Raw genomic sequence first — 18,809 nt, forward strand, 5'->3', positions numbered from 1 at the left:
TGGTAGCGGCATGATTAGCTCACACACGACCGCGCACAGGAGGCTTCACTATGACGATCTCACAGGAGCAGTTTGACGATCTGCTCAGCCGCACCGCGCTCGCTGCGCTGTTCTACTATGCGGAGATCGCCTTCGACGATGACGGACCCAACCTGCAGAACGACATCGCCTACTGTCTGGAGCCCGTCGCCGGGATCGCGGACGAGGATGCCGGGACGGTTCACATTGAATCGGCTGGTCGTCGTCGACTCCGTGGATTCGGCGCCGCCCAAATCATCGTCACGATGCTGCTGACAAACTTCAACATACGCAAAATCGCCGCGTTCATGAGCGACAGAATTAAGGAAGACGCCAAGCGCGACGCTCTCGGTGAACCTGCAGTCGCCATCATTCGACGACGTGACCGCGAGTGGAGGAACCCATACACGGACACGTATCCGCCCGGCGTTGAGCGCCCAGATAAAGGGAAACGTGGTGCGCTGACGGATGAAACCGGCGGGCCACCCCTGAGAACTTAACCGGCCCCGCAGCCATCACTATCGCCCGAGAGGGCACGCCTCCCCGCAGATAAGAACAATCCAACGAGCCACGAAACGGAAAGAACCTCCAGCTTGTCGGCTTCGCCCACCGAATCGCCATCACAACCGCGCGCACGTATCGCTTAAACCAGAAATCGCTCCTGAGAATCCTCAGGAGCGATTTCTTTTTGTTCCAACCGGGCCGTTTCGTGAACAGTTTCGCGAACGGCCCTTTTGGTCGGGCTGACAGGATTCGAACCTGCGACCCCTTGACCCCCAGTCAAGTGCGCTACCAAGCTGCGCCACAGCCCGCCGCTTCCGCAAAGCGATTCCAACACTCGAAACCTGCGGAAGACAACTGTAAGAGCTTACCGCTTTATACGAGGACCCAAGAACACATGGAAGGGCACCGACGATCGCCGTTGGAATGAAGAATATTTGGTGTTCCCATGGCCTCCGAGCTGGCAGGGTTTATTGGTTGCGTCGCAAAGGGGCTCACGGCGATACGACATTCGTGATGCGCGGCGGTGCTCACGGCCTCGCGTCTAGATTTACCCACTGTTCGCTTGCCAGCTTTCACCAAGTTGCTACTCTGAGCGTATGGCAGTCATCGTTCGCACCGTGAACCGCATGCAGACAAATCGTGCCCGTCGTGTTTCGGTCCGCTGGTCGCTCGCCGCGGCCGGGCTGTTTCTTGCAGCGGCCGCGCTGCAGCTTGTCGCCTCGTTGGAACGGTGGGTCGTGCTCACCGACTCATGGACGCGCACCGACACCTCCATTGAAGACCACCGTTTCGACTACTCGTACCCCGCGGACCCGTGGGAAAACCTCGGCACGACCGCGCAATTTTTCGGCTTAAGTCTTCTGCTGCTGGCGCTGGGCATCAGGGCCTTGGCACGATCAGTCGCGAGTCGCGACAGTGGCTTTGAGCGGATGCTTACCGTCGCCACCGCAGCATCTTTCGGCATCACCGGCATGCACGCCCTCGTTTCGGGCCTCATGGGTGTTCCGTCTCCGCTGCAATTCCTGCCGGTGCAGATGCTGCTGAGTTTGATCGGGTTCGCTGGTTTGATCGTCTTGAGCGTGCGCTCGCTGCGCGTGTCATGGGCGTCATCCGTCGCGTGCCTGTTGTTGCTCGGCGTCACCTTGCCGGGCACTATCGTCGTCACCTTTCAGATTGCGCCGGCCATCCTGGGCTATCAGTCGCACGACACGACTCCCTTCACCGAGATGATCGTCGCGGTGTCGACGGCCGCGGCAGGCGTGGCGACGCTTGTGGCGGCAGGGGTGGCGGAGCGCGCTCGTCGCCGATCCGCTGCGCAGAGTCGCGTGGCGGCTTAGCGCCTACTTTCTGCTTCGGGGCGCAGCCGGATGAGCCGCTGAGGGCCATCCTCTTTCAGCTCGGCCAAGTCGCCGCGCGAGGAGAGAAAGTCGGTGAAGGACCGAAAGCCGAGCGGCTTCTCGTTGAAGGACGGGTCCATGCGGCGCATTTGGTTCTTGATCGTGCCCGTGTTGAGCCACTCGTCGGCGTCACCCTTGGCGTGACCGATCTGCAGCGCACGCACAAGGAGCTCCGTGGCCAGTGTCTGTGGGTCAATGTCGTCGCCGGCCTCAGGCTCGTCGAACTGCGCGTCTTCGGTGTGCGAGAACATGGGATTAGTGGCGAAAAGTCGGGCCTGGATGGGCGCCGGGTCGGGTGTAATCTCAACAGTTTCCGGGGTCTTCCTGCTTGACTTGGGCCTCTCCTCAATGGTGGTGACGGTCGTTTTGCCGATTCCGGGCAGCGAGTCGTAGTCCTCAAACTCGTCGCACGCAGCGGCGAGTGAGGTGCTCGTCGAGCCCGCGACCCCGATACCAACGACGAAACGACCCAGCCGCTTTGATTTCTGGGCTAGGGCGATGTAGTCGGAGTCGCCGGCGATGATGATCACGTGGGTGAGGTCGGGCAGGCGAAAGAGGTCTTCGACCACGTCGACGGCCAAACGGATGTCCGCGCCATTTTTGGTTCCGCGGGTGGTGGTGGTGAACAGCTGGGTCAGGTCCACCGCACGAGACATGAGCTGGCGCTGGTAGCTCGCATTGACGGGCACGGACCAGTCGGCGTAGGCGCGGTTGACGACCAGGGTGCCAAAGGACGCGGCAAAGTCGATGATGGCGTTGAAATCCACCGTCGCGGAAGCGAGGCGTGCGGCGATCTCGGGGTCGGCATCCGGGCTCTTCTTATTGAAATCGCGGATGCCGTCGCGCTGGAAGGCGTTGCGCCCGTGCAGCTGCTGATAGCGCGAGATGACGATGTTGTCGAAGTCGATATAGAGGCCGACGCGCGCATCGTTCGGTTCAGTCATGGTGAGCTCCTTAGCCACAGGCGGAAGACTCAGGCGCGATCCGGTATCTCCAGTCTGCGCCGAGCGGCGGGGAGAGAGCAACTCGGCTTCCTCCTTGCACCAGTAATCGACTCCAGCGGGCGCTCTCTGCACCGGGTCATGAAGCGCCGTGGGCCACCAAAATTTGTCGCACACCCGTGAAAGACGGATGCTTGATTCATGGAGCACACGAACGAAACCTCACCCGGCGACACCGACCACGAAGCGGAGGTTGCATCCGCTGTTCCCGCCCCGCGCGATCCCGGCGCGGTCGAAGAATTCTGGGATGAGCGCTACGCCGACACGGCACAGCTGTGGAGCGGGCAGCCGAACGCGACACTCCTGACCGAGATACAAGGATTACCGGCCGGGCGCGTACTTGACGTCGGCTGCGGCGAAGGAGCGGATGCCCTCTGGCTGGCGGAACACGGGTGGCGCGTCACCGCGCTGGACGTGTCGCGGGTAGCACTCGACCGGGCAGTCGCCCAAGCCGCCGTTCGCGGAGTGCAGGTGAACTGGCTACACGCCGGCCTGGTCGAGGCGGCGCTGCCGCCGGCATCCTTCGATCTGGTTTCTGCGCAGTACCCCGCGTTGCTGCGTACCGACGAGAACGTTGCCGAGCACGCGCTGCTTGCCGCTGTCGCGCTCAATGGTGTGCTGCTCTTTGTGCATCACCCCGCTCCGACGGAAGAGGCGGCCGTCGCCCATGGTTTTAATGCCGAGGACTATGTGGGCCCGGCCCAGGTCGCTGCACTGCTGGACGACAGCTGGCGGGTCGAGATCGATGAGACCCGGCCTCGCCACGTAGCCACCGGCGCCGGGTCGCATCACACTCACGACGTTGTCCTGTGGGCTCGACGACTGCGCTGATCGGCCACATTGAGATTGCGGCCGGTGCTCCGCGGCCGCAGCGAGATTTCGCAAGTACTTCGGGCTGCCCCGGCCCGCGAGTAGTCTGCCGATAGGGTGATTATTATTATGCAGATTCGGGACATTGGCCTGTCGGAGCTCAAGGGCGGCCGACACACGACGCGGGAAAACCTGCTGCTCGAAGCGTACGGTCCGGCGGGGGACCGACTCTTCGCGGTCGTTGACCTCGCTAACGGGCGCGTGTTGAAGACCGTTGAGCATCCGTTATTGATCACCTGCCGAGCCCAGTGGCAAGACGGGGTCCTGTCGGTCGACATCGGTGGGCAGCATATTTCCGCGACACCCGAGGTCAACGATCAAAATGTCACACTGGACTACTGGGGTCGCGCCGTTGGTATGCACGTGGTTGCGGGGCCGTGGGCCCGAGCATTCTCTCGTTTGCTCGGCAAGGATGTCGCTCTGGCACAGATCAACGCCCCGGGCGGCGTGGTCTACGGCGACTCCGTCACCATCGTGACAACGAGTTCGCTTCGCCGGCTCGCCGATGAGGCGGCCACGACCGTTGATGCTCGCCGGTTTCGGGCGACGTTCACAATTGACACGGGCGACGCGGCTGCACAGGTGGAAGATTCCTGGGCTGGTCGTGAACTCGACGTGGGGAGCGCACGCCTGCTCGTGGGCGCCGGTATCCCTCGCTGCGCCGTCATCGATCAGGAGCCCGACACCGGCGCTCGCGGAACAAACCTACTGAAGACCCTCGTCCGATTGAACGGGAGTGACATGCCATTCGGCGTCTACGCCCGGGTCATTCACCCGGGAAGGGTCGGCTGCGGCGACCAGGTGCGATTACTCCCCGGTAGCTGATGGGAAGCCGGGCTTACAGCGATTCTGTCCGTGGTTCGTATCGGTGCCGGCCGCAAAGCGGCAGCAGGTCAGGGAGCGATCTGCTTGACCGGGCGCATGAGAATCTCCTGGATGAGTACATTGGCCGGCTGCGCAAAGGCGAAGACCAGCGCCTGGGCTACGTCTTCGGGCTGCATCGCTTCCAGCTGTGTGCGGCGGGTTAGGAGAACATCGCTGACGTTTTCGCCGAACTCGGTCCAGACTGCGCCCGGTTCGAGAACCGAGACGCGGATACCCTCCTCGCCAAGTTCTTTGCGCAGGGCATCGTGAAAACCGACGACGGCATACTTCGTCGCGCTGTACACCGACCAGGTGGCTGCGCCGTAGCGGCCTCCGACGCTCGAAACGGAACAGATCATTGCGCCGGCCCGGCCGCGCATGAGGGGGATGGCCGCCTGGGTGCAGTTCAGCACGCCGTACAAGTTTGCATCGATCATTGACTTCCAGTCAGCGGGGTCGCTGCTCTCAAATGGCGAGCTGATGCCCAGGCCAGCGTTGTTGAAGAGCAGATCCACCCCACCGAAACGGCTCTCGATCGTGGCGAACATGGATGTGACTGCGGCGGCATCCGCGACATCGAGCTGCATAATCGTGGCGGAGTCTCCGAGTTCGGCGGCCAGCTCCTGCAACCGTTCCACGCGCCGGGCGACCAGGATGACGTGGGCTCCCTCTTCGACCAGAAGACGCGCCGCGGCGGCTCCAATTCCGCTCGACGCTCCCGTGATGACAGCGATTTTTGCGGTCAGATCCTGCATTTTCATGTGTGTGGCTCTCTTGCTCGGATGAGGATAGAAGGGCGACCCGGCGCTGATCCATCAGGTTGAGAACACAAAAGGCATGGTGCAGCTTTACACCGGACAGACGCTGGAGAACCCAGACTTGCACGAATTCTCAATTGTACAGTTGATGACACCGGCGAACAGCTGCCCAATCGCAAAAGTGCATATCTGGTGAGCCCCTGGTCGACGACGGGCGGGCCGCACCACAAGTTCGACGCGCACCGGCAAGGGATACTGGAGGCATGGACGACAAAGATACCCTCGCTGATTTTCTGCGCTCAGCCCGGGCACGACTGACGCCAGCTGATGTCGGCCTGCCGGTGAACCCCCACGCGGCCGCACGGCGGGTACCCGGGCTGCGCCGTGACGAAGTAGCCGGGCTGGCCGGCGTGAGCGTGGATTACTACGCGCGCATGGAGCAGGGCCGGGTGACCCAGGCATCCGATGCCGTTGTCAATGCGCTCGCCGGAGTGTTGCACCTGAATGAGGCGGAACGCAGCTACCTGTTCTCACTGTTATCCGCGTCGACCGGCGGCCGCAGCCAGCAGCGGCGGCGCACACACGCGGTTCGACCCTCGGTGCGCACCATAATGGATTCCTTTACCGCACAGCCGGCCTTCGTGCTCGGTGTCGGCATGGATGTGCTGGCCATGAACGACCTCGCCAAGCTGCTGCTGAAAGACTTCACGAAGAGCTCGGGACTCGGGCGCAGCATGGCCCGGTGGACATTCCTCGACCCGTCAGCGCGCACACTCTACTTGGACTGGGAGATTGTGGCGTGCGATGTGGCGGCTATGCTCCGTCACGACGCTCGGTCCCACCCCAACGACTCGGCTCTCAACGAACTGATCGGTGAGTTGACCGTCAAGAGCGACGAATTTCGTGCGTGGTGGAGTCAGCACCGGGTGTGGGAGTGCACCTTCGGCGTGAAGCGCTTCATGCACCCGATCGTGGGCCGGGTCGACGTGGATTACGAGACCTTTCCGGTGCCGGGCGAACCAGACCAGCAACTCTTCGTCTACAGTACCCAGCCGGCGTCCTCCTCAAACGACGCGCTGCGCATCCTGGCCTCCTGGCGCGCAGATCAGACGGATGCCGCGGCGCTCGAGTCTTCTCTCTGACGCAACAAATCCTTCGGGTAAAGATACGGCGCCCCGAGGCGGGCGCGCTTCTCGGCGCTGGGCACGAGATCGAGCAATCCCGAGCGCACCACGCAGCGCAATCCAAGCGTCGCTGTAAGGGGAATGAAGTGGTCGAAGCGGTGCCCGATTAACGACGGATGCCCCGGGCCGCGTTGACAACTGCGGCCCGGGGCGGTTCGTGCCTGGGTTTATTATCGACCTGGGCGGTGTCTATAGCGCCGGTCGGGGAGCCTACGCGTCGGCGCGGGTCTCGTTGGCAAACGTGGCCACGTCGATAACGAAACGGTAGCGCACGTCGCTGCGGATAACACGCTCGTACGCTTCGTTCACCTGATCGACCGAGATGATCTCAATGTCGGCGCCGATTCCGTGAGCGGCACAGAAGTCGAGCATTTCCTGGGTCTGGCGGATGCCACCGATCTTGGAGGCGGCGATGGCGCGACGCTGGGCGGCGAGCCAGACCATCTTCACGCTGTCCGGTTCGGTGGGGATTCCAACGTGCACGAGCGTGCCGTTGAGGGCGAGCAGCTTGAGGTAGCCCTCCAGCTCGAGGTTTGCGGCCACGGTGTTCACGATGAGGTCGAAGTGGTTCTCGAGCTCGGTGAAGGTGGTCGGGTCGCTGGTGGCGTAGTAGTGATCTGCGCCGAAACGCAGCCCGTCTTCCTTCTTGCTGAGGGTCTGGCTGAGCACGGTGACCTCGGCGCCGAGTGCGTGGGCGATCTTCACACCCATGTGTCCGAGGCCGCCCATGCCCAGGATGGCAACCTTCTTGCCGGGGCCGGCTTTCCAGTTCACGAGAGGGGAGTAGAGCGTGATGCCGGCGCAGAGCAGGGGAGCGGCCTCGGAGAGCTCGATGCCGTCGGGGATGCCGAGCACGTAGTTCTCGTCAACAACGATCGCGGTGCTGTAGCCGCCGTTGGTGGGGGTGCCGTCGTGGTTGCGGTCGTTGTAGGTGCCGACCTCGCCTTTCAGGCAGTACTGCTCTTCGCCGGCGAGGCAGTTGGCGCACTCGCGGCAAGAGTCGACGAAGCAGCCGACGCCGACGCGGTCGCCCACCTGGTAGCGGGTGACGTCGCTGCCGACGGCGGAGACGATGCCGGCAATCTCGTGGCCGGGAACCATCGGGAACAGTCCCACGCCCCACTCGTCGCGAGCCTGGTGGATGTCGGAGTGGCAGATGCCGGCGAACTTGATGTCGATCGCCACGTCGTGGGCGCCGGGAGTGCGCAACTCGATTGTGGTGCGAACGAGGGGCTGGTTGGCCGCGGGGGCGGCGAGGGCAGGAATGGTGGTCGTCATAGAAAAATCTTTCTGTGCCGGTGGTGGAATGCGAGGGAACCCCGTGCCGTGGCACGTGTCGACGGTGACATCCGCTCAGCTAACGTTACGCGGTGCCACCGATCTGGTCGAGGCTGGAACGTGGCACTGTCTGACCTACCCACGGCATCCGCTGATCGCGCGGCCAGGAACCGGGCGGGTGCAGGTACGATCCGAAGCCCGGTGCAGGCGTGAGTCCCCGTTACCGGGGCGCATTGACACACGTTCACTTCACGACCTAGTATGGAATCGATTCCATGGAATCGATTCCATAACCACAATGAGGTGAAGAAGATGGCGGACATCACAATCAAGGACGTAGCCGCACTGGCTGGCGTTTCGGCGGCCACCGCTTCCCGCGTTCTCTCTGGCAACCCGGCCACCTCCCCCCAGTCGCGGGACAAGGTCGCCGCGGCAGTCATCGAGCTTGACTATCGGCCCAACGCCCAAGCCAGGGCCCTGCGCTCGACCCGCAGTGATTCCATCGGCCTGCTGGTACCCGACGTACGTAACCCGTTCTTCGCCGATCTCGCCCATACTGTCGAGCAAGCAGCCCTGTCCGAGGGCTATGTCACCCTGCTCGGCAACGCCAACGAGCAGAAGGAACAGCAGGACCGGTACCTGGATACGCTGATCTCTCGGCGGGTAGACGGCATCATCGTGGCGCCACTTGGCGACGGTGGCGGCAGCATCCGTTCCCTGATCGAGCGCGAGATTCCAACGGTCTTCGTGGACCGCACCATCGACGGCATCGACGTGCCGAGCGTGACCACCGATAGTGAGGTCGGCATCCGTCAGACTGTCCAACACCTCGCCGCCCTCGGGCACACCCGGATCGGCTACATCTCCGGCCCGCAGGCGACCTCAACCGGCCGCGACCGGTTTGCAGCCTTCACGGCGGCCGTGGCCGACGCCGGTCTGAGCCAGGACCCCGACCTGGTGTACTTCGGAGACTTCCAGGCGGCGAGTGGCTCGGCCGGCCTGCACGCCTTGCTCGAGTTGCACGACCCGCCGACAGCCTTGCTCGCCGCGGACAGCCTGATGGCCGTCGGCGCGATTGCCATCCTGCACAAGTTAGGTCTGCGCATCGGAACGGACCTCGCGCTGGTCGCCTTCGACGACATCGAATGGTTTGCCCTGCTCGACCCGGCCCTCAGCGTCATCTCCCACAGTGTTGAGGACATGGGCCGGATTGCCGTCGAAATGCTGCTTGAGGTCATCGCTGGCAACTCACCCCAATCGGTGGTGCTGCCCAGCGAACTCGTCATCCGTGGCTCATCGTCGTTGCCCATCCTGCCCGCATCCAGCCGAAGGAAGAACTGACATGACTCAACAACCACTGCTGACCCTGCAGAATGTGGGGAAGGTCTTTGGACCCGTCACGGTCATCCACGACGTCACGGTCAGTGTCTACCCCGGCCAGGTTCAGGTATTGCTCGGGGAGAACGGTGCCGGAAAGTCCACGCTGATCAAGATGATGGCGGGTGTCTACCAGCCGGACTCGGGCCACATCGTCGTTGATGGCAGAACGGTCACCCTGCCAAACACCCGCGCGGCTGAGACGCTGGGTATCGCCACGATCCACCAGGAACTGAACCTGGTGGCCACCATGAGCATTGCCGAGAACGTCATGCTCGGGCGGATGCCGACCAGGCACGGTCTCGTAGACCGTCGCGCCCTGCGCCAGCACGCCCGAGCCGCGCTGGCCTTGATCGGCCTGGATATCGACGTCGACATTCTGGTGGGTGAGCTGGGCATCGCCCGGCAGCAGCTGGTCGAGATCGCCAAGGCGCTGAGCATCAACGCCCGCATTCTCATCCTCGACGAGTCCACCGCTGCACTGACCCGCCACGAAACCGAAAACCTGTTCGCCGTCATGGCCGACCTGCGCCAGCGTGGCGTCGGCATGCTCTTCATCAGCCACCACCTCGACGAGATCGCCGAGGTCGGTGACACAGTCACCGTGCTGCGCGACGGCGAATTCATCGGGGAAGTTCCGGCCTCCACCTCCGAAGACGAACTCGTGAAGCTGATGGTCGGCCGCGGCATTGAGGACCAGTTTCCGCGGGTGCCTGAAAACCTGAGTCAGGCCGCGGAGGTGCTCATCGTGGAGAATCTCACGTCGACCGGGCTGTTCAGTGACATCAGCTTCACCGTCAAGGCGGGCGAAGTGCTCGGCATCGCGGGCCTGGTTGGCGCGGGGCGCACAGAACTCATCCGGGCCATCGCTGGCGCCGACGGATACGCCTCCGGCACGGTCGCCGTGCGCGGCCAGCATCTGCCGAAGGGCAGCATCAAGGCCGCGATCGCGGCGGGTATCGGGCACGTGCCGGAGGACCGCAAGGGACAGGGGCTGGTGCTCGACGCATCCGTCAATAATAATCTCGGCTACGCCACCCTTGCGTCCACCGCGAAGCTGGGACTGGTCGACTTTGCCGGCCAGCGCAGCCGGGCATCCGCGGTCGCGAAGAGACTGCGCATCCGCATGCACACCATCGACCAGCCGATCGGCGCACTCTCCGGCGGCAACCAGCAGAAGGCCGTCTTCGGCCGCTGGATCATCGCCGCTTCGACGATCTTGCTGCTCGACGAGCCAACGCGCGGTGTGGACGTGGGTGCCAAAGTCGAGATCTACGAACTGATGAACACGATTACGGCGGCCGGGGGAGCGATTCTCATGGTGTCCAGCGAACTGCCCGAGATCCTCGGCATGAGCGACCGCATCCTGGTGATGCGCGACGGCCGCATCGCCGGCGAGCTCAGCGCCGCCGAGGCAACCCAAGACGCAGTCATGACACTCGCTGCCCGCGATGTCGACGAGACGCACGAACAGAGATAGGGAAACCATCATGTCCACCACCACCCTGCCGACGCCGCGCCGCGGTATCGACTACAAGAAGTTTCTCGCCAACAACGGCGCCCTGGTCGGTCTCGTCGTTCTCTGCCTCGCCCTCTTCATCGCAACCCCGGACTTTCTGACCGGGCCGAACCTGCTCAACATCGGTATCCAGGTATCCACCGTGGCCGTGCTGGCCTTCGGGATGACCTTCGTCATCGTGGCCGGCGGCATCGACCTGTCGGTGGGCAGCGTGGCGGCACTGTCGGCCATGTCCTCCGGCTGGATGTTCGCCAGTGCCGGCCTCCCCGGCTGGCTCGCCCTCGTGGGCGGTCTGGTAGTCGGAGCGCTCGCCGGAGTTATCAACGGTTTGGCGAATGCCTACGGAAAGCTGCCGTCCTTCATCGCCACCCTCGCCATGCTCAGCGTGGCCCGCGGACTGACCCTGGTGATCTCCGACGGCCGGCCGATCAAGACCGCACCCGAGGTCTCCTTTCTCGGCGGCAGCCTCGGACCGGTGCCGATGCCGATCGTCATTCTCGTGATCGCCGCCCTGGCCGCCTCGTTCCTGCTCAACCGCACCGTGATTGGCCGTTCGATGTATGCCGTCGGCGGCAACGCAGAAGCCGCCCGGCTCTCGGGTCTGCCGGTCAAGCGCATCCTCGTCACCGTCTTCGCCCTGGCCGGCCTGTTCGCCGCCCTCGCCGGGCTGCTGCTCGCCGGGCGTCTCGATTCAGCGCAGCCCCAGGCCGCGGCCGGCTACGAACTCGACGCCATTGCGGCCGTGGTGATCGGCGGCGCCTCGCTCTCTGGTGGCCTCGGCAGAATCTCGGGCACCCTCGTGGGAGCCCTGGTTTTGGTCGTCATTCGCAACGGCCTGAACCTGCTCAACGTCACCTCGTTCTGGCAGCAGGTCGTGATCGGCCTCGTGATCGCCCTGGCCGTTGGCATCGACGTGCTGCGCCGCAAGTCCCGCAACAGCTGACCCACCAGCTTTCAGCAAACTTTCCCCTCCAACCGCCTCATCCAAAGGAAAACCAATGAAGTCATCCTCGTTCCTCAAAATCGCGGCAGTGACCGCAACAGCAGCCCTAATTCTGGTGGGAACCACGGCCTGTGGCCGCGGCGGCGCTGAGGCCTCCGGCGACAAAATCGTCATGGCCATTTCCACCCTGAACAACCCGTTCTTCGTGGAACTGCGCGACGGCGCGGAGGCTGCAGCCAAGGAGGCCGGAGTGCAGCTGAGCATCGTTGATGCCCAGAACGACTCGGCTACGCAGGCCAACCAGCTCGCCACTGCTGCCTCGAGCGGTGCCAAGGCCGTCATCGTGAATCCGGTGGACTCGGATGCCGCCGCCTCGGCAGTGGATGCCTTGATCACCGCCGGAATTCCGGTCATCGGAGTCGACCGCACCGTCACCGACGTTGACCTCGCGTCGCTCGTCGCGAGCGACAACGTCGCCGGCGGTCGTCAGGCAGCCGACGAACTGGCCAAGTCCATGGGCGAAACGGGCACCGTCATCCACTTGCAAGGCGTAGCGGGAACGTCAGCCAGCCGGGAGCGCGGCGCCGGCTTCGACGAGGGCCTGAAGGCCTACCCCGACATCACCGTTGTCGCCACGCAGACGGCCAACTTCGACCGCGCCGCCGCGCTGGATGTCACGACCAACCTGCTGCAGGCCAACCCGGGCGTCACTGGTCTCTTCGCCGAAAACGATGAAATGGCCCTCGGCGCCATCCAGGCGCTGGGCGACAAGGCCGGCTCCGAGGTCTTCGTTGTCGGCTTCGACGGCACGACCGACGGACTCGACGCCATCAAGGCGGGCACCATGGTCGCGACCATCGCGCAGCAGCCGGCCGAACTCGGCAAGCTTGCCGTCGAATTCGCCATCAAGGCCATCAAGGGCGAGACGATCGCGAAGACCGTTCCGGTCGAGGTCGTCTCCGTCACCAAGACGAATGTCGGCGACTTCGCCAAGTGAGTCACCTCGTCAATACGGCCCTCACCACGCCCGGTTCGGTCGTTGTCGTGGGATCCATCAACGTCGATCAGCTGATCCGCGTGCAACGCCACCCGAAGCCGGGCGAGACCCTCATCGGAACATCGATGGAGTTCTTGCCCGGCGGCAAGGGGGCCAACCAGGCCGTGGCGGCCGCCCAGCTCGGTGCCAGCGTGCGCCTGGTCGGTGCGGTCGGTCGGGATTCGCAGGCCACCGTCGCCAGTGCGATCCTGACCAGCGCCGGTGTCGACCAGTCGGCCGTGCGAACGGTCGACGAACCCACTGGGCTGGCCCTGGTCAGCGTGGATGATCACGGTGAGAACACGATCGTGGTCATCCCCGGTGCCAATGCACTCATGGGCGCCGAGGCCGTTCAGGCCAGCGCGGGCATCATCGCCGCCGCTGCTGTAGTGGTTTTGCAGGGTGAGATTCCGGCCGACGGAATCGCCGAGGCTGCGCGGCGGGCCACGGGACGGGTGGTATTGAATCTGGCTCCGGTGATCGAACTGGATGCTGACACGATCCGGCGGGCCGACCCGCTGGTCGTCAACGAGCACGAGGCTGCCCTCGTGCTCGCACAACTGGCACCCCACCGCGGTGTCCCCACCGAGGATGCCGAGTTGGTGAGCCGGCTGCTGGAGGTGGGCGTCGCATCCGTTGTTCTGACGCGCGGCGCCAAGGGTGCTATCTGCGCCGACCGGGACGGCACCAACAGCGTGGCCTCGCCGACGGTCGTCGCGGTGGACAGCGCGGGGGCGGGCGATGCATTCGTGGGAGCGCTGAGCGCGCAGTTGGCCGCGGGCGTGAGCCTTCTTCAGGCCGTTCGCCTGGCTGTGCGGGTCGGGGCGTTCGCGGTGCAGAGCCGCGGAACGCAAACCTCGTATCCGACAGTGGCGAACGTGCTGCCGACGGTGAACGCATGAAGAAGCGGGGCATTCTGAATGCCGAGCTGTCGGGGGCCCTGGCCCGGCTCGGCCATACGGATGTCGTTCTGCTTGCGGATTGTGGCCTGCCGATCCCGCGCGGAGTTGCCGTGGTCGACCTGGCTCTGGTGCACGGTATTCCGCGGTTCGAACAGGTTCTCGACGCCCTGCTCGATGAGATGGTGTTCCAGGGGTGCGTCGCGGCGGAGGAAGCCAAAACCGCCCTCGCTGGAGCCTGGCTGGCCGAACGATTCAACGAAATCGAGTACATCAGCCACGCGGATTTGAAGGCGTTCTCCGCTACCGCGAAGCTGTTCATTCGCACCGGGGAGGCCACACCGTTCGCCAATGCGGCGCTCGTCTGCGGAGTGTCGTTCTGAGAGCGGCCATCTCCTTCGTCCCGGATTCGAATGGCACATTCTCGGGCTACTGCAGGCGATCGTCTGGCCGCTGTTCTGAGATCGCCCTGTTCTGAGAGCCGCAGGGAAAGGTCTGTGATACTTTTCGTGCGCGGGGGATCTTCGGGTGTGTAACGCTAGGGGCATGGATCTTGAGGTGTCGCCGGCGCTGACGATTCCAGAGCGCGAACTCGGCTGGCGGTTCTCCCGGTCGTCGGGCCCGGGCGGCCAGCACGTGAATACCTCTGACAGCCGCGTCGAGCTGTCCTGGAACGTCGCCGAGTCGAGCGTGCTCTCCGACGACGAGCGGATGCTGCTGCTCACCCGGTTCGGGCACCGTCTCGTTTCCGGCGTGGTCACCATCGCAGCCAGCGAGCAGCGCTCCCAGCTGCGCAATCGCGAGATCGCCCTGCGCAAGCTGGCCGACCTGGTGACCGCCGGGCTGGCCGCGGAACCGGCCGAGCGCCGCGCGACCAAACCCACGCGGGGTTCGGCCCGGCGGCACCTTGCGGTCAAGCAGCAGCGCTCAGCGACGAAACGCAACCGGCAGCGGCCCGCGGCCGACTAGGGATGGGGCGCAGTATCCCTTCTCGGTGAGACCTACCGAACCAGCAGCATCTGCCGAAAGTATGCGGCCAGGTCAGCGGTAGCGGTCAGCGGCAGCACGTGCGCGACGTACTGGTCGGGGCGCACGATCACGACGGCGCCGCTCCTGTTGATGCCGCGCTGCTCGAAGATGTCGTGCGTCGGGTCGGCGGCGTAGACCTTCTCGTAGTCGATCAACCCGAACGGGCCGGTTTTCGGCAGGAACGCCGGGTCGACCTGGCCGAGGTTCACCTCGGTGTGCGCCTCCTGGTAGATCACCTTCACGTCGAAGACGCTGTCGATGTCGGTGCCGGCCGGAGTGTGGGCGAGCAGGGGGGAATCGTCAGCGGTGCGCATCCACTCGGCCCAGGCGGTGAGCGCGGAGCTGTTGGCGGCGTCAGCGAACGCGTAGAGGCGCCAGCGGCCGTCGGCGCGGTGGTGGTGGCCGAGCTCGACCGGGTTGGCGTCGGCGACGCGCACCACCGAAGCTGACTTGAAACGCTTTCCGATGGGAAAACCGGTGGCGAGCGCCTGATGGGTTGCTTCGCCAATCAGCATCGACGGCGGGTATTGGGTCATGAACCCGGCCGGAAATTCCGCCGTCTGGGTGTAGAAGTCCTCGAGCGGCACCTTGAGGTCTTCGGGCTTGGCGGCCATCAGTGAAGACCACTCCTTGTCGAAGTCGATCAGGTTCTTGGCGATGACCTGGCGCTCCGCGGAATACGTGCTGAGAAGTGTCTCGGGGCTGCGACCGTCGAGCACGTAGCCGAGCTTCCAACCGAGGTTGAAACCGTCCTGCATGGAGACGTTCATGCCTTGGCCCGCCTTGGCGCTGTGCGTGTGGCAGGCGTCACCCATGATGAAGACGCGCGGCGAGCGGATGCCGATCTCCTCGGGCAGTACGTCGTCGAAGCGGTCGGTGAGGCGGTGGGCGACCTCGTAGACGCTGTGCCAGGCCACGTTTTTCACGTCGAGTGTGTACGGGTGCAGAATCTCGTTCGCCTTCAGGATGATCTCGTCGATCGTCGTCGTGCGCACGGCGCCGTTGTCATCGGGGGCGACTTCGCCGAGGTCGACGTACATGCGGAACAGATAGCCGCCCTCGCGCGGAATGTGCAGGATGCTTCCGTTAGCCCCCTGGATGGCGCACTTGGTGCGAATGTCGGGAAAGTCGGTGACGGCCAGCACGTCCATGACTCCCCAGGCGTGGAAGGCCTGGTCGCCGGCGAGGGTGCAGCCGATCGAATCGCGCACGCCGCTGCGGGCACCGTCGGCGCCGACCACGTACTTGGCGTGAACGATGCGCTCCTGGCCCTTCTTGGGGCCGGTGGTGTGTACGAGCGTCACCGCGACGGGGTAGTCGCCCACGCTGTTGGTTTCACGCGTGGTGTTGGTCAGGCTGACAAACTCGTAGCCGAAGTCCGGCACCATGCGGGTAGGCGAATTCGCCATGACCTCGGCGAAGTAGTCGAGCACGCGCGCCTGGTTGACAATGAGGTGCGGAAACTCGCTGATGCCGGTGGGATCATCGATGGCGCGGGCGGTGCGAATGATGTTGGCCGGGTTGGTGGCGTCTGGCTTCCAGAACGCCATCTCGGTGATGCGGTACGCCTCGGCGATGATGCGCTCGGCAAAGCCGAACGCCTGAAAAGTCTCGACGCTGCGGGCCTGGATACCGTCGGCCTGCCCGATCGCGAGACGCTCACCGCGGCGCTCCACGATGCGGGTGGTGATACCGGGAAATTGAGAGAGCTGGGCGGCGGTGATCATGCCGGCCGGGCCCGTTCCCACAATGAGAACGTCGACGGTGTCGGGGAGTTCGTCGGGGCGATCGATGCCGACTCCGGCCGCATCCTGGGTGCGCGGATCGGTGGACACGTATCCGTGGTGGTGAAACTGCACGGCTTCCTCACTTCTCTGTGTGGTTAAAACGAGTGTGGCCACTTACGACCCTGTTCGATAATAGAACGCGGTGTTCTATTATTGTTTCTCAAATCATATACGTTCTAGGCGGCTGCGCAATGCGAAAATGCGGGTAACGTGCTGACAATGACGACCGACCCGAAACTTCTCGAGTGGATGCTTGACTCCGACCCGGCCCTGCGCTGGCGGTTTGATCGGCACCTCTTCGGTGCACCGCCCGAAGTCTGGCAGGCCACCAGGGCACGGGTGAACACGGAGGGATGCGGGGCGCGACTGCTGGCGCTGCACGACGCCGATGGCGGATGGGCGGGCGGCGCGAAGCGTCAGATTATGGCCGGCTCAGCGCGACACGGTGCCGGTGAGTGAGGCGATCGCTCGCAACACGAACGGCTGGGCGGCGAACCAGGCCGCGATCATCAGGGCGAGGGCGCCGGCGAAAATCCAGAACCCGAGCCATCCGTCAGCGTTTTGCGCGGCATACATGTGGTTCAGGTTGCGCAGCGCACCGGTTGCGAACACGAGAATCACGTGCACCGCGATGAAGGCCACGAAGAAGATCATCACCGGAAAGTGCACTGCACGGGCCACTGCAATGGGGTAGAGCTTGCTCAGTCGCTTCGAGGTCCACGAGGGCGACATGCGCAGCCCGGTGGCCAGGGCCAGGGGTGCCGCGACGAATACGACGAGAAAATAGCTGATGGTTTGCAGGGCGTTGTAGTTGACCCAGCCGTCTTCGACCGGCCAATTCAGCGACGCGTATTGAAGGCCTGCGGAGAGGGCGTTCGGAAAGATTTCCCAGGTCACCGGGATCAGCCGAAGCCACTGCCCGGTCGCAACGAGCAGAACGTAGAACAGTGCCCCGTTCACGACCCACAGGGTGTCAAAGGTGATGTGCAGCCAGAGATTCAGGCTGATCTTGATCGGCGGGGTCTTGGTGCGGATGAGCCCGGTGTTGTTACGTTTCCAGAACATCGTGGGACGCTTGGTGGTGCGGATCTGCCAGCCCGAGCGGATGATGAACAGAATGAAGAAGGCATTCAGACCGTGTTGCCAGGCGAGCCAGGCCGGAATCCCCATCGGGGCGGAGTCGGGCAGGGTCGTCGTTCCTGGATACTCGGTGAGGAAGGACTGCACGTCGGGCAGCGAACGGATGCCCCTGGCTGCGAGTACGATCACGGCCAGCACCACGATGCCCGCCGGAATGATCCAGACCAGCTTGAACCACCGGTTTTCGGTGAGGGTGGCGAGGCGGCTGCCCGAGGAGGTCACTGCGCGCTGCTTCGTTTGCCGATCGCGTCGATGAGCTGGGGAACGACGGTGAAGACGTCGCCGACGATTCCGAAGTCGGCAATGTCGAAGATGGGGGCGTCAGCGTCGGTGTTGATCGCGACGATGGTCTTGGCGGTCTGCATGCCGGCCCGGTGCTGGATGGCGCCGGAGATTCCCAGCGCGATGTAGAGCTGCGGGGAGACGGTCACACCGGTCTGGCCGACCTGCGAGGTCTGAGCTACGAACCCGGCATCGACGGCCGCGCGGGAGGCGCCGACCGCGGCGCCGAGGGCATCCGCGAGCTGCTCCACCAGCACGAATTTCTCCTGCGACTGCAAACCGCGACCGCCAGACACCACGGTTTTGGCGCCGCGCAGGTCGGGCCGGTCCGCGGCCACCGGGGTGGCCTCGGCGCTGTCGATCAGGGTCGATCGGGAGGTGTCGAGGTCGAGCGTGACGCGCGTGACGGTCGCCGTTTTCGCCTCGGCACGATCGTCGATTGCGCCCTGCCGCACAGTGATGACGGCGGGGCCACCCTGCACCGTCGAATCGACGGTGTACGCGCCGCCGAAGACGGAGTGCGAGGCGACGATCGCGTCGCCGTCCCGGTGCAGGTCCACGGCATCCGTCAGCAGGGCACCCTGGGTGCGGAGCGCGACATGGGCGGCAATCTCGCGGCCATCGATGGAGTGAGCCACGAGAACGGCGGCCGGTTCGAGCGCGGTGAAGGCGGCGACGAGGGCTTCAACCTGCGGGGTGAGCAGCACGGCCGTGGTCTGGTCGGTTTCGCCGACGTAGACCTGTTCGGCTCCGAGAGCACCGAGCTGTTCGGCGAGGATGGCCGAGATGCCGGGCGCCGCAGCGACGACGGCGACCGGTGTACCCAGACGAGCTGCGGCGGCGAGCAGCATCGCTGCGGTGTTGGCGATGGCGCCGTCGGGCGAGACTTCAATGAGGGTGAGAACATTCGACATTGTGTGCCT

General features: G+C 64.4%; 19 protein-coding genes and 1 tRNA gene. 13 read left to right on the top strand and 7 right to left on the bottom strand.

The window, feature by feature from the left end:
* Positions 1 to 50 precede the first annotated feature (50 nt).
* Positions 51 to 518 carry a hypothetical protein gene (locus tag CXY77_RS16905; RefSeq protein WP_104130559.1) on the top strand — a complete coding sequence of 156 codons (468 nt, stop codon included), beginning with the start codon at positions 51 to 53 and terminating at the stop codon, positions 516 to 518.
* 235 nt (positions 519 to 753) lie between these two features.
* Here CXY77_RS16905 and CXY77_RS16910 read toward each other — a convergent pair.
* A tRNA-Pro gene (locus tag CXY77_RS16910) sits at positions 754 to 830 on the bottom strand.
* A 288-nt stretch (positions 831 to 1,118) separates the two neighbouring features.
* Here CXY77_RS16910 and CXY77_RS16915 point away from each other — a divergent pair.
* The gene (locus tag CXY77_RS16915; protein ID WP_092339552.1) at positions 1,119 to 1,859 is read left to right on the top strand and encodes a hypothetical protein; all 741 of its coding nucleotides are present in this window, start codon (positions 1,119 to 1,121) and stop codon (positions 1,857 to 1,859) included.
* Here CXY77_RS16915 and CXY77_RS16920 read toward each other — a convergent pair.
* The gene (locus tag CXY77_RS16920; RefSeq protein WP_104130774.1) at positions 1,856 to 2,863 is read right to left on the bottom strand and encodes an NYN domain-containing protein; all 1,008 of its coding nucleotides are present in this window, start codon (positions 2,861 to 2,863) and stop codon (positions 1,856 to 1,858) included. The genes CXY77_RS16915 and CXY77_RS16920 overlap by 4 nt on opposite strands.
* Positions 2,864 to 3,061: 198 nt before the next feature.
* On the opposite strand from CXY77_RS16920, the gene CXY77_RS16925 reads away from it, so the two are divergent.
* Both CXY77_RS16925 and CXY77_RS16930 read left to right on the top strand, forming a co-directional pair.
* Complete coding sequence (locus CXY77_RS16925) at positions 3,062 to 3,751, top strand: bifunctional 2-polyprenyl-6-hydroxyphenol methylase/3-demethylubiquinol 3-O-methyltransferase UbiG (RefSeq protein ID WP_104130560.1); 690 nt, start codon at positions 3,062 to 3,064, stop codon at positions 3,749 to 3,751.
* A 96-nt stretch (positions 3,752 to 3,847) separates the two neighbouring features.
* Complete coding sequence (locus CXY77_RS16930; RefSeq protein WP_140425567.1) at positions 3,848 to 4,615, top strand: MOSC domain-containing protein; 768 nt, start codon at positions 3,848 to 3,850, stop codon at positions 4,613 to 4,615.
* A 68-nt stretch (positions 4,616 to 4,683) separates the two neighbouring features.
* On the opposite strand, the gene CXY77_RS16935 is transcribed toward CXY77_RS16930, so the two are convergent.
* Positions 4,684 to 5,415 carry an SDR family oxidoreductase gene (locus CXY77_RS16935; protein WP_104130561.1) on the bottom strand — a complete coding sequence of 244 codons (732 nt, stop codon included), beginning with the start codon at positions 5,413 to 5,415 and terminating at the stop codon, positions 4,684 to 4,686.
* Positions 5,416 to 5,675: 260 nt separating this feature from the next.
* Here CXY77_RS16935 and CXY77_RS16940 point away from each other — a divergent pair, with 260 nt between their 5' ends.
* Complete coding sequence (locus CXY77_RS16940; RefSeq protein WP_092339556.1) at positions 5,676 to 6,554, top strand: helix-turn-helix transcriptional regulator; 879 nt, start codon at positions 5,676 to 5,678, stop codon at positions 6,552 to 6,554.
* 252 nt (positions 6,555 to 6,806) lie between these two features.
* On the opposite strand, the gene CXY77_RS16945 is transcribed toward CXY77_RS16940, so the two are convergent.
* On the bottom strand, positions 6,807 to 7,874 hold the full coding sequence (locus CXY77_RS16945; protein ID WP_092339557.1) for an NAD(P)-dependent alcohol dehydrogenase: 1,068 nt from the start codon (positions 7,872 to 7,874) through the stop codon (positions 6,807 to 6,809).
* Positions 7,875 to 8,186: 312 nt separating this feature from the next.
* Here CXY77_RS16945 and CXY77_RS16950 point away from each other — a divergent pair, with 312 nt between their 5' ends.
* The 7 genes from CXY77_RS16950 to arfB all read left to right on the top strand — a co-directional run bounded on the left by CXY77_RS16950 (position 8,187) and on the right by arfB (position 14,617).
* Positions 8,187 to 9,215 carry a LacI family DNA-binding transcriptional regulator gene (locus tag CXY77_RS16950; RefSeq protein WP_104130775.1) on the top strand — a complete coding sequence of 343 codons (1,029 nt, stop codon included), beginning with the start codon at positions 8,187 to 8,189 and terminating at the stop codon, positions 9,213 to 9,215.
* Between the two features lies 1 nt (position 9,216).
* Positions 9,217 to 10,731, top strand: a complete 1,515-nt coding sequence (locus CXY77_RS16955; RefSeq protein ID WP_104130562.1) for a sugar ABC transporter ATP-binding protein — start codon at positions 9,217 to 9,219, stop codon at positions 10,729 to 10,731.
* 10 nt (positions 10,732 to 10,741) lie between these two features.
* Positions 10,742 to 11,713, top strand: coding sequence for an ABC transporter permease (locus CXY77_RS16960; protein ID WP_104090951.1), 972 nt, complete (start codon positions 10,742 to 10,744; stop codon positions 11,711 to 11,713).
* A 55-nt stretch (positions 11,714 to 11,768) separates the two neighbouring features.
* Complete coding sequence (locus tag CXY77_RS16965) at positions 11,769 to 12,710, top strand: substrate-binding domain-containing protein (protein ID WP_104130563.1); 942 nt, start codon at positions 11,769 to 11,771, stop codon at positions 12,708 to 12,710.
* Entirely contained in the window at positions 12,707 to 13,651 is a 945-nt protein-coding gene (locus tag CXY77_RS16970) for a ribokinase (protein ID WP_104090954.1), read from the top strand. The genes CXY77_RS16965 and CXY77_RS16970 overlap by 4 nt, the downstream gene beginning before the upstream one ends.
* Positions 13,648 to 14,031, top strand: a complete 384-nt coding sequence (gene rbsD, locus CXY77_RS16975) for a D-ribose pyranase (RefSeq protein ID WP_104130564.1) — start codon at positions 13,648 to 13,650, stop codon at positions 14,029 to 14,031. Before CXY77_RS16970 ends, rbsD begins: the two co-directional genes overlap by 4 nt.
* 163 nt (positions 14,032 to 14,194) lie before the next feature.
* Positions 14,195 to 14,617, top strand: a complete 423-nt coding sequence (gene arfB / locus CXY77_RS16980; protein WP_104130565.1) for an alternative ribosome rescue aminoacyl-tRNA hydrolase ArfB — start codon at positions 14,195 to 14,197, stop codon at positions 14,615 to 14,617.
* Positions 14,618 to 14,649: 32 nt separating this feature from the next.
* Here arfB and CXY77_RS16985 read toward each other — a convergent pair whose 3' ends face one another.
* Positions 14,650 to 16,536 carry an FAD-binding monooxygenase gene (locus CXY77_RS16985; protein ID WP_104130566.1) on the bottom strand — a complete coding sequence of 629 codons (1,887 nt, stop codon included), beginning with the start codon at positions 16,534 to 16,536 and terminating at the stop codon, positions 14,650 to 14,652.
* A gap of 147 nt (positions 16,537 to 16,683) precedes the next feature.
* Between CXY77_RS16985 and CXY77_RS16990 the strand changes: the two genes are divergently transcribed.
* The gene (locus CXY77_RS16990; protein ID WP_369831311.1) at positions 16,684 to 16,923 is read left to right on the top strand and encodes a hypothetical protein; all 240 of its coding nucleotides are present in this window, start codon (positions 16,684 to 16,686) and stop codon (positions 16,921 to 16,923) included.
* Here the strand turns inward: CXY77_RS16990 and CXY77_RS16995 are convergent.
* Positions 16,897 to 17,826 carry a cytochrome b/b6 domain-containing protein gene (locus tag CXY77_RS16995; RefSeq protein ID WP_104130567.1) on the bottom strand — a complete coding sequence of 310 codons (930 nt, stop codon included), beginning with the start codon at positions 17,824 to 17,826 and terminating at the stop codon, positions 16,897 to 16,899. The genes CXY77_RS16990 and CXY77_RS16995 overlap by 27 nt on opposite strands.
* The gene (locus tag CXY77_RS17000) at positions 17,823 to 18,800 is read right to left on the bottom strand and encodes an electron transfer flavoprotein subunit alpha/FixB family protein (protein WP_104130568.1); all 978 of its coding nucleotides are present in this window, start codon (positions 18,798 to 18,800) and stop codon (positions 17,823 to 17,825) included. The genes CXY77_RS16995 and CXY77_RS17000 overlap by 4 nt, the downstream gene beginning before the upstream one ends.
* Between the last annotated feature and the right edge of the window lie 9 nt (positions 18,801 to 18,809).

Origin of the sequence: Cryobacterium sp. N21 (genome assembly GCF_002929575.1) — a bacterium.
Lineage (GTDB): Bacteria > Actinomycetota > Actinomycetes > Actinomycetales > Microbacteriaceae > Cryobacterium > Cryobacterium flavum.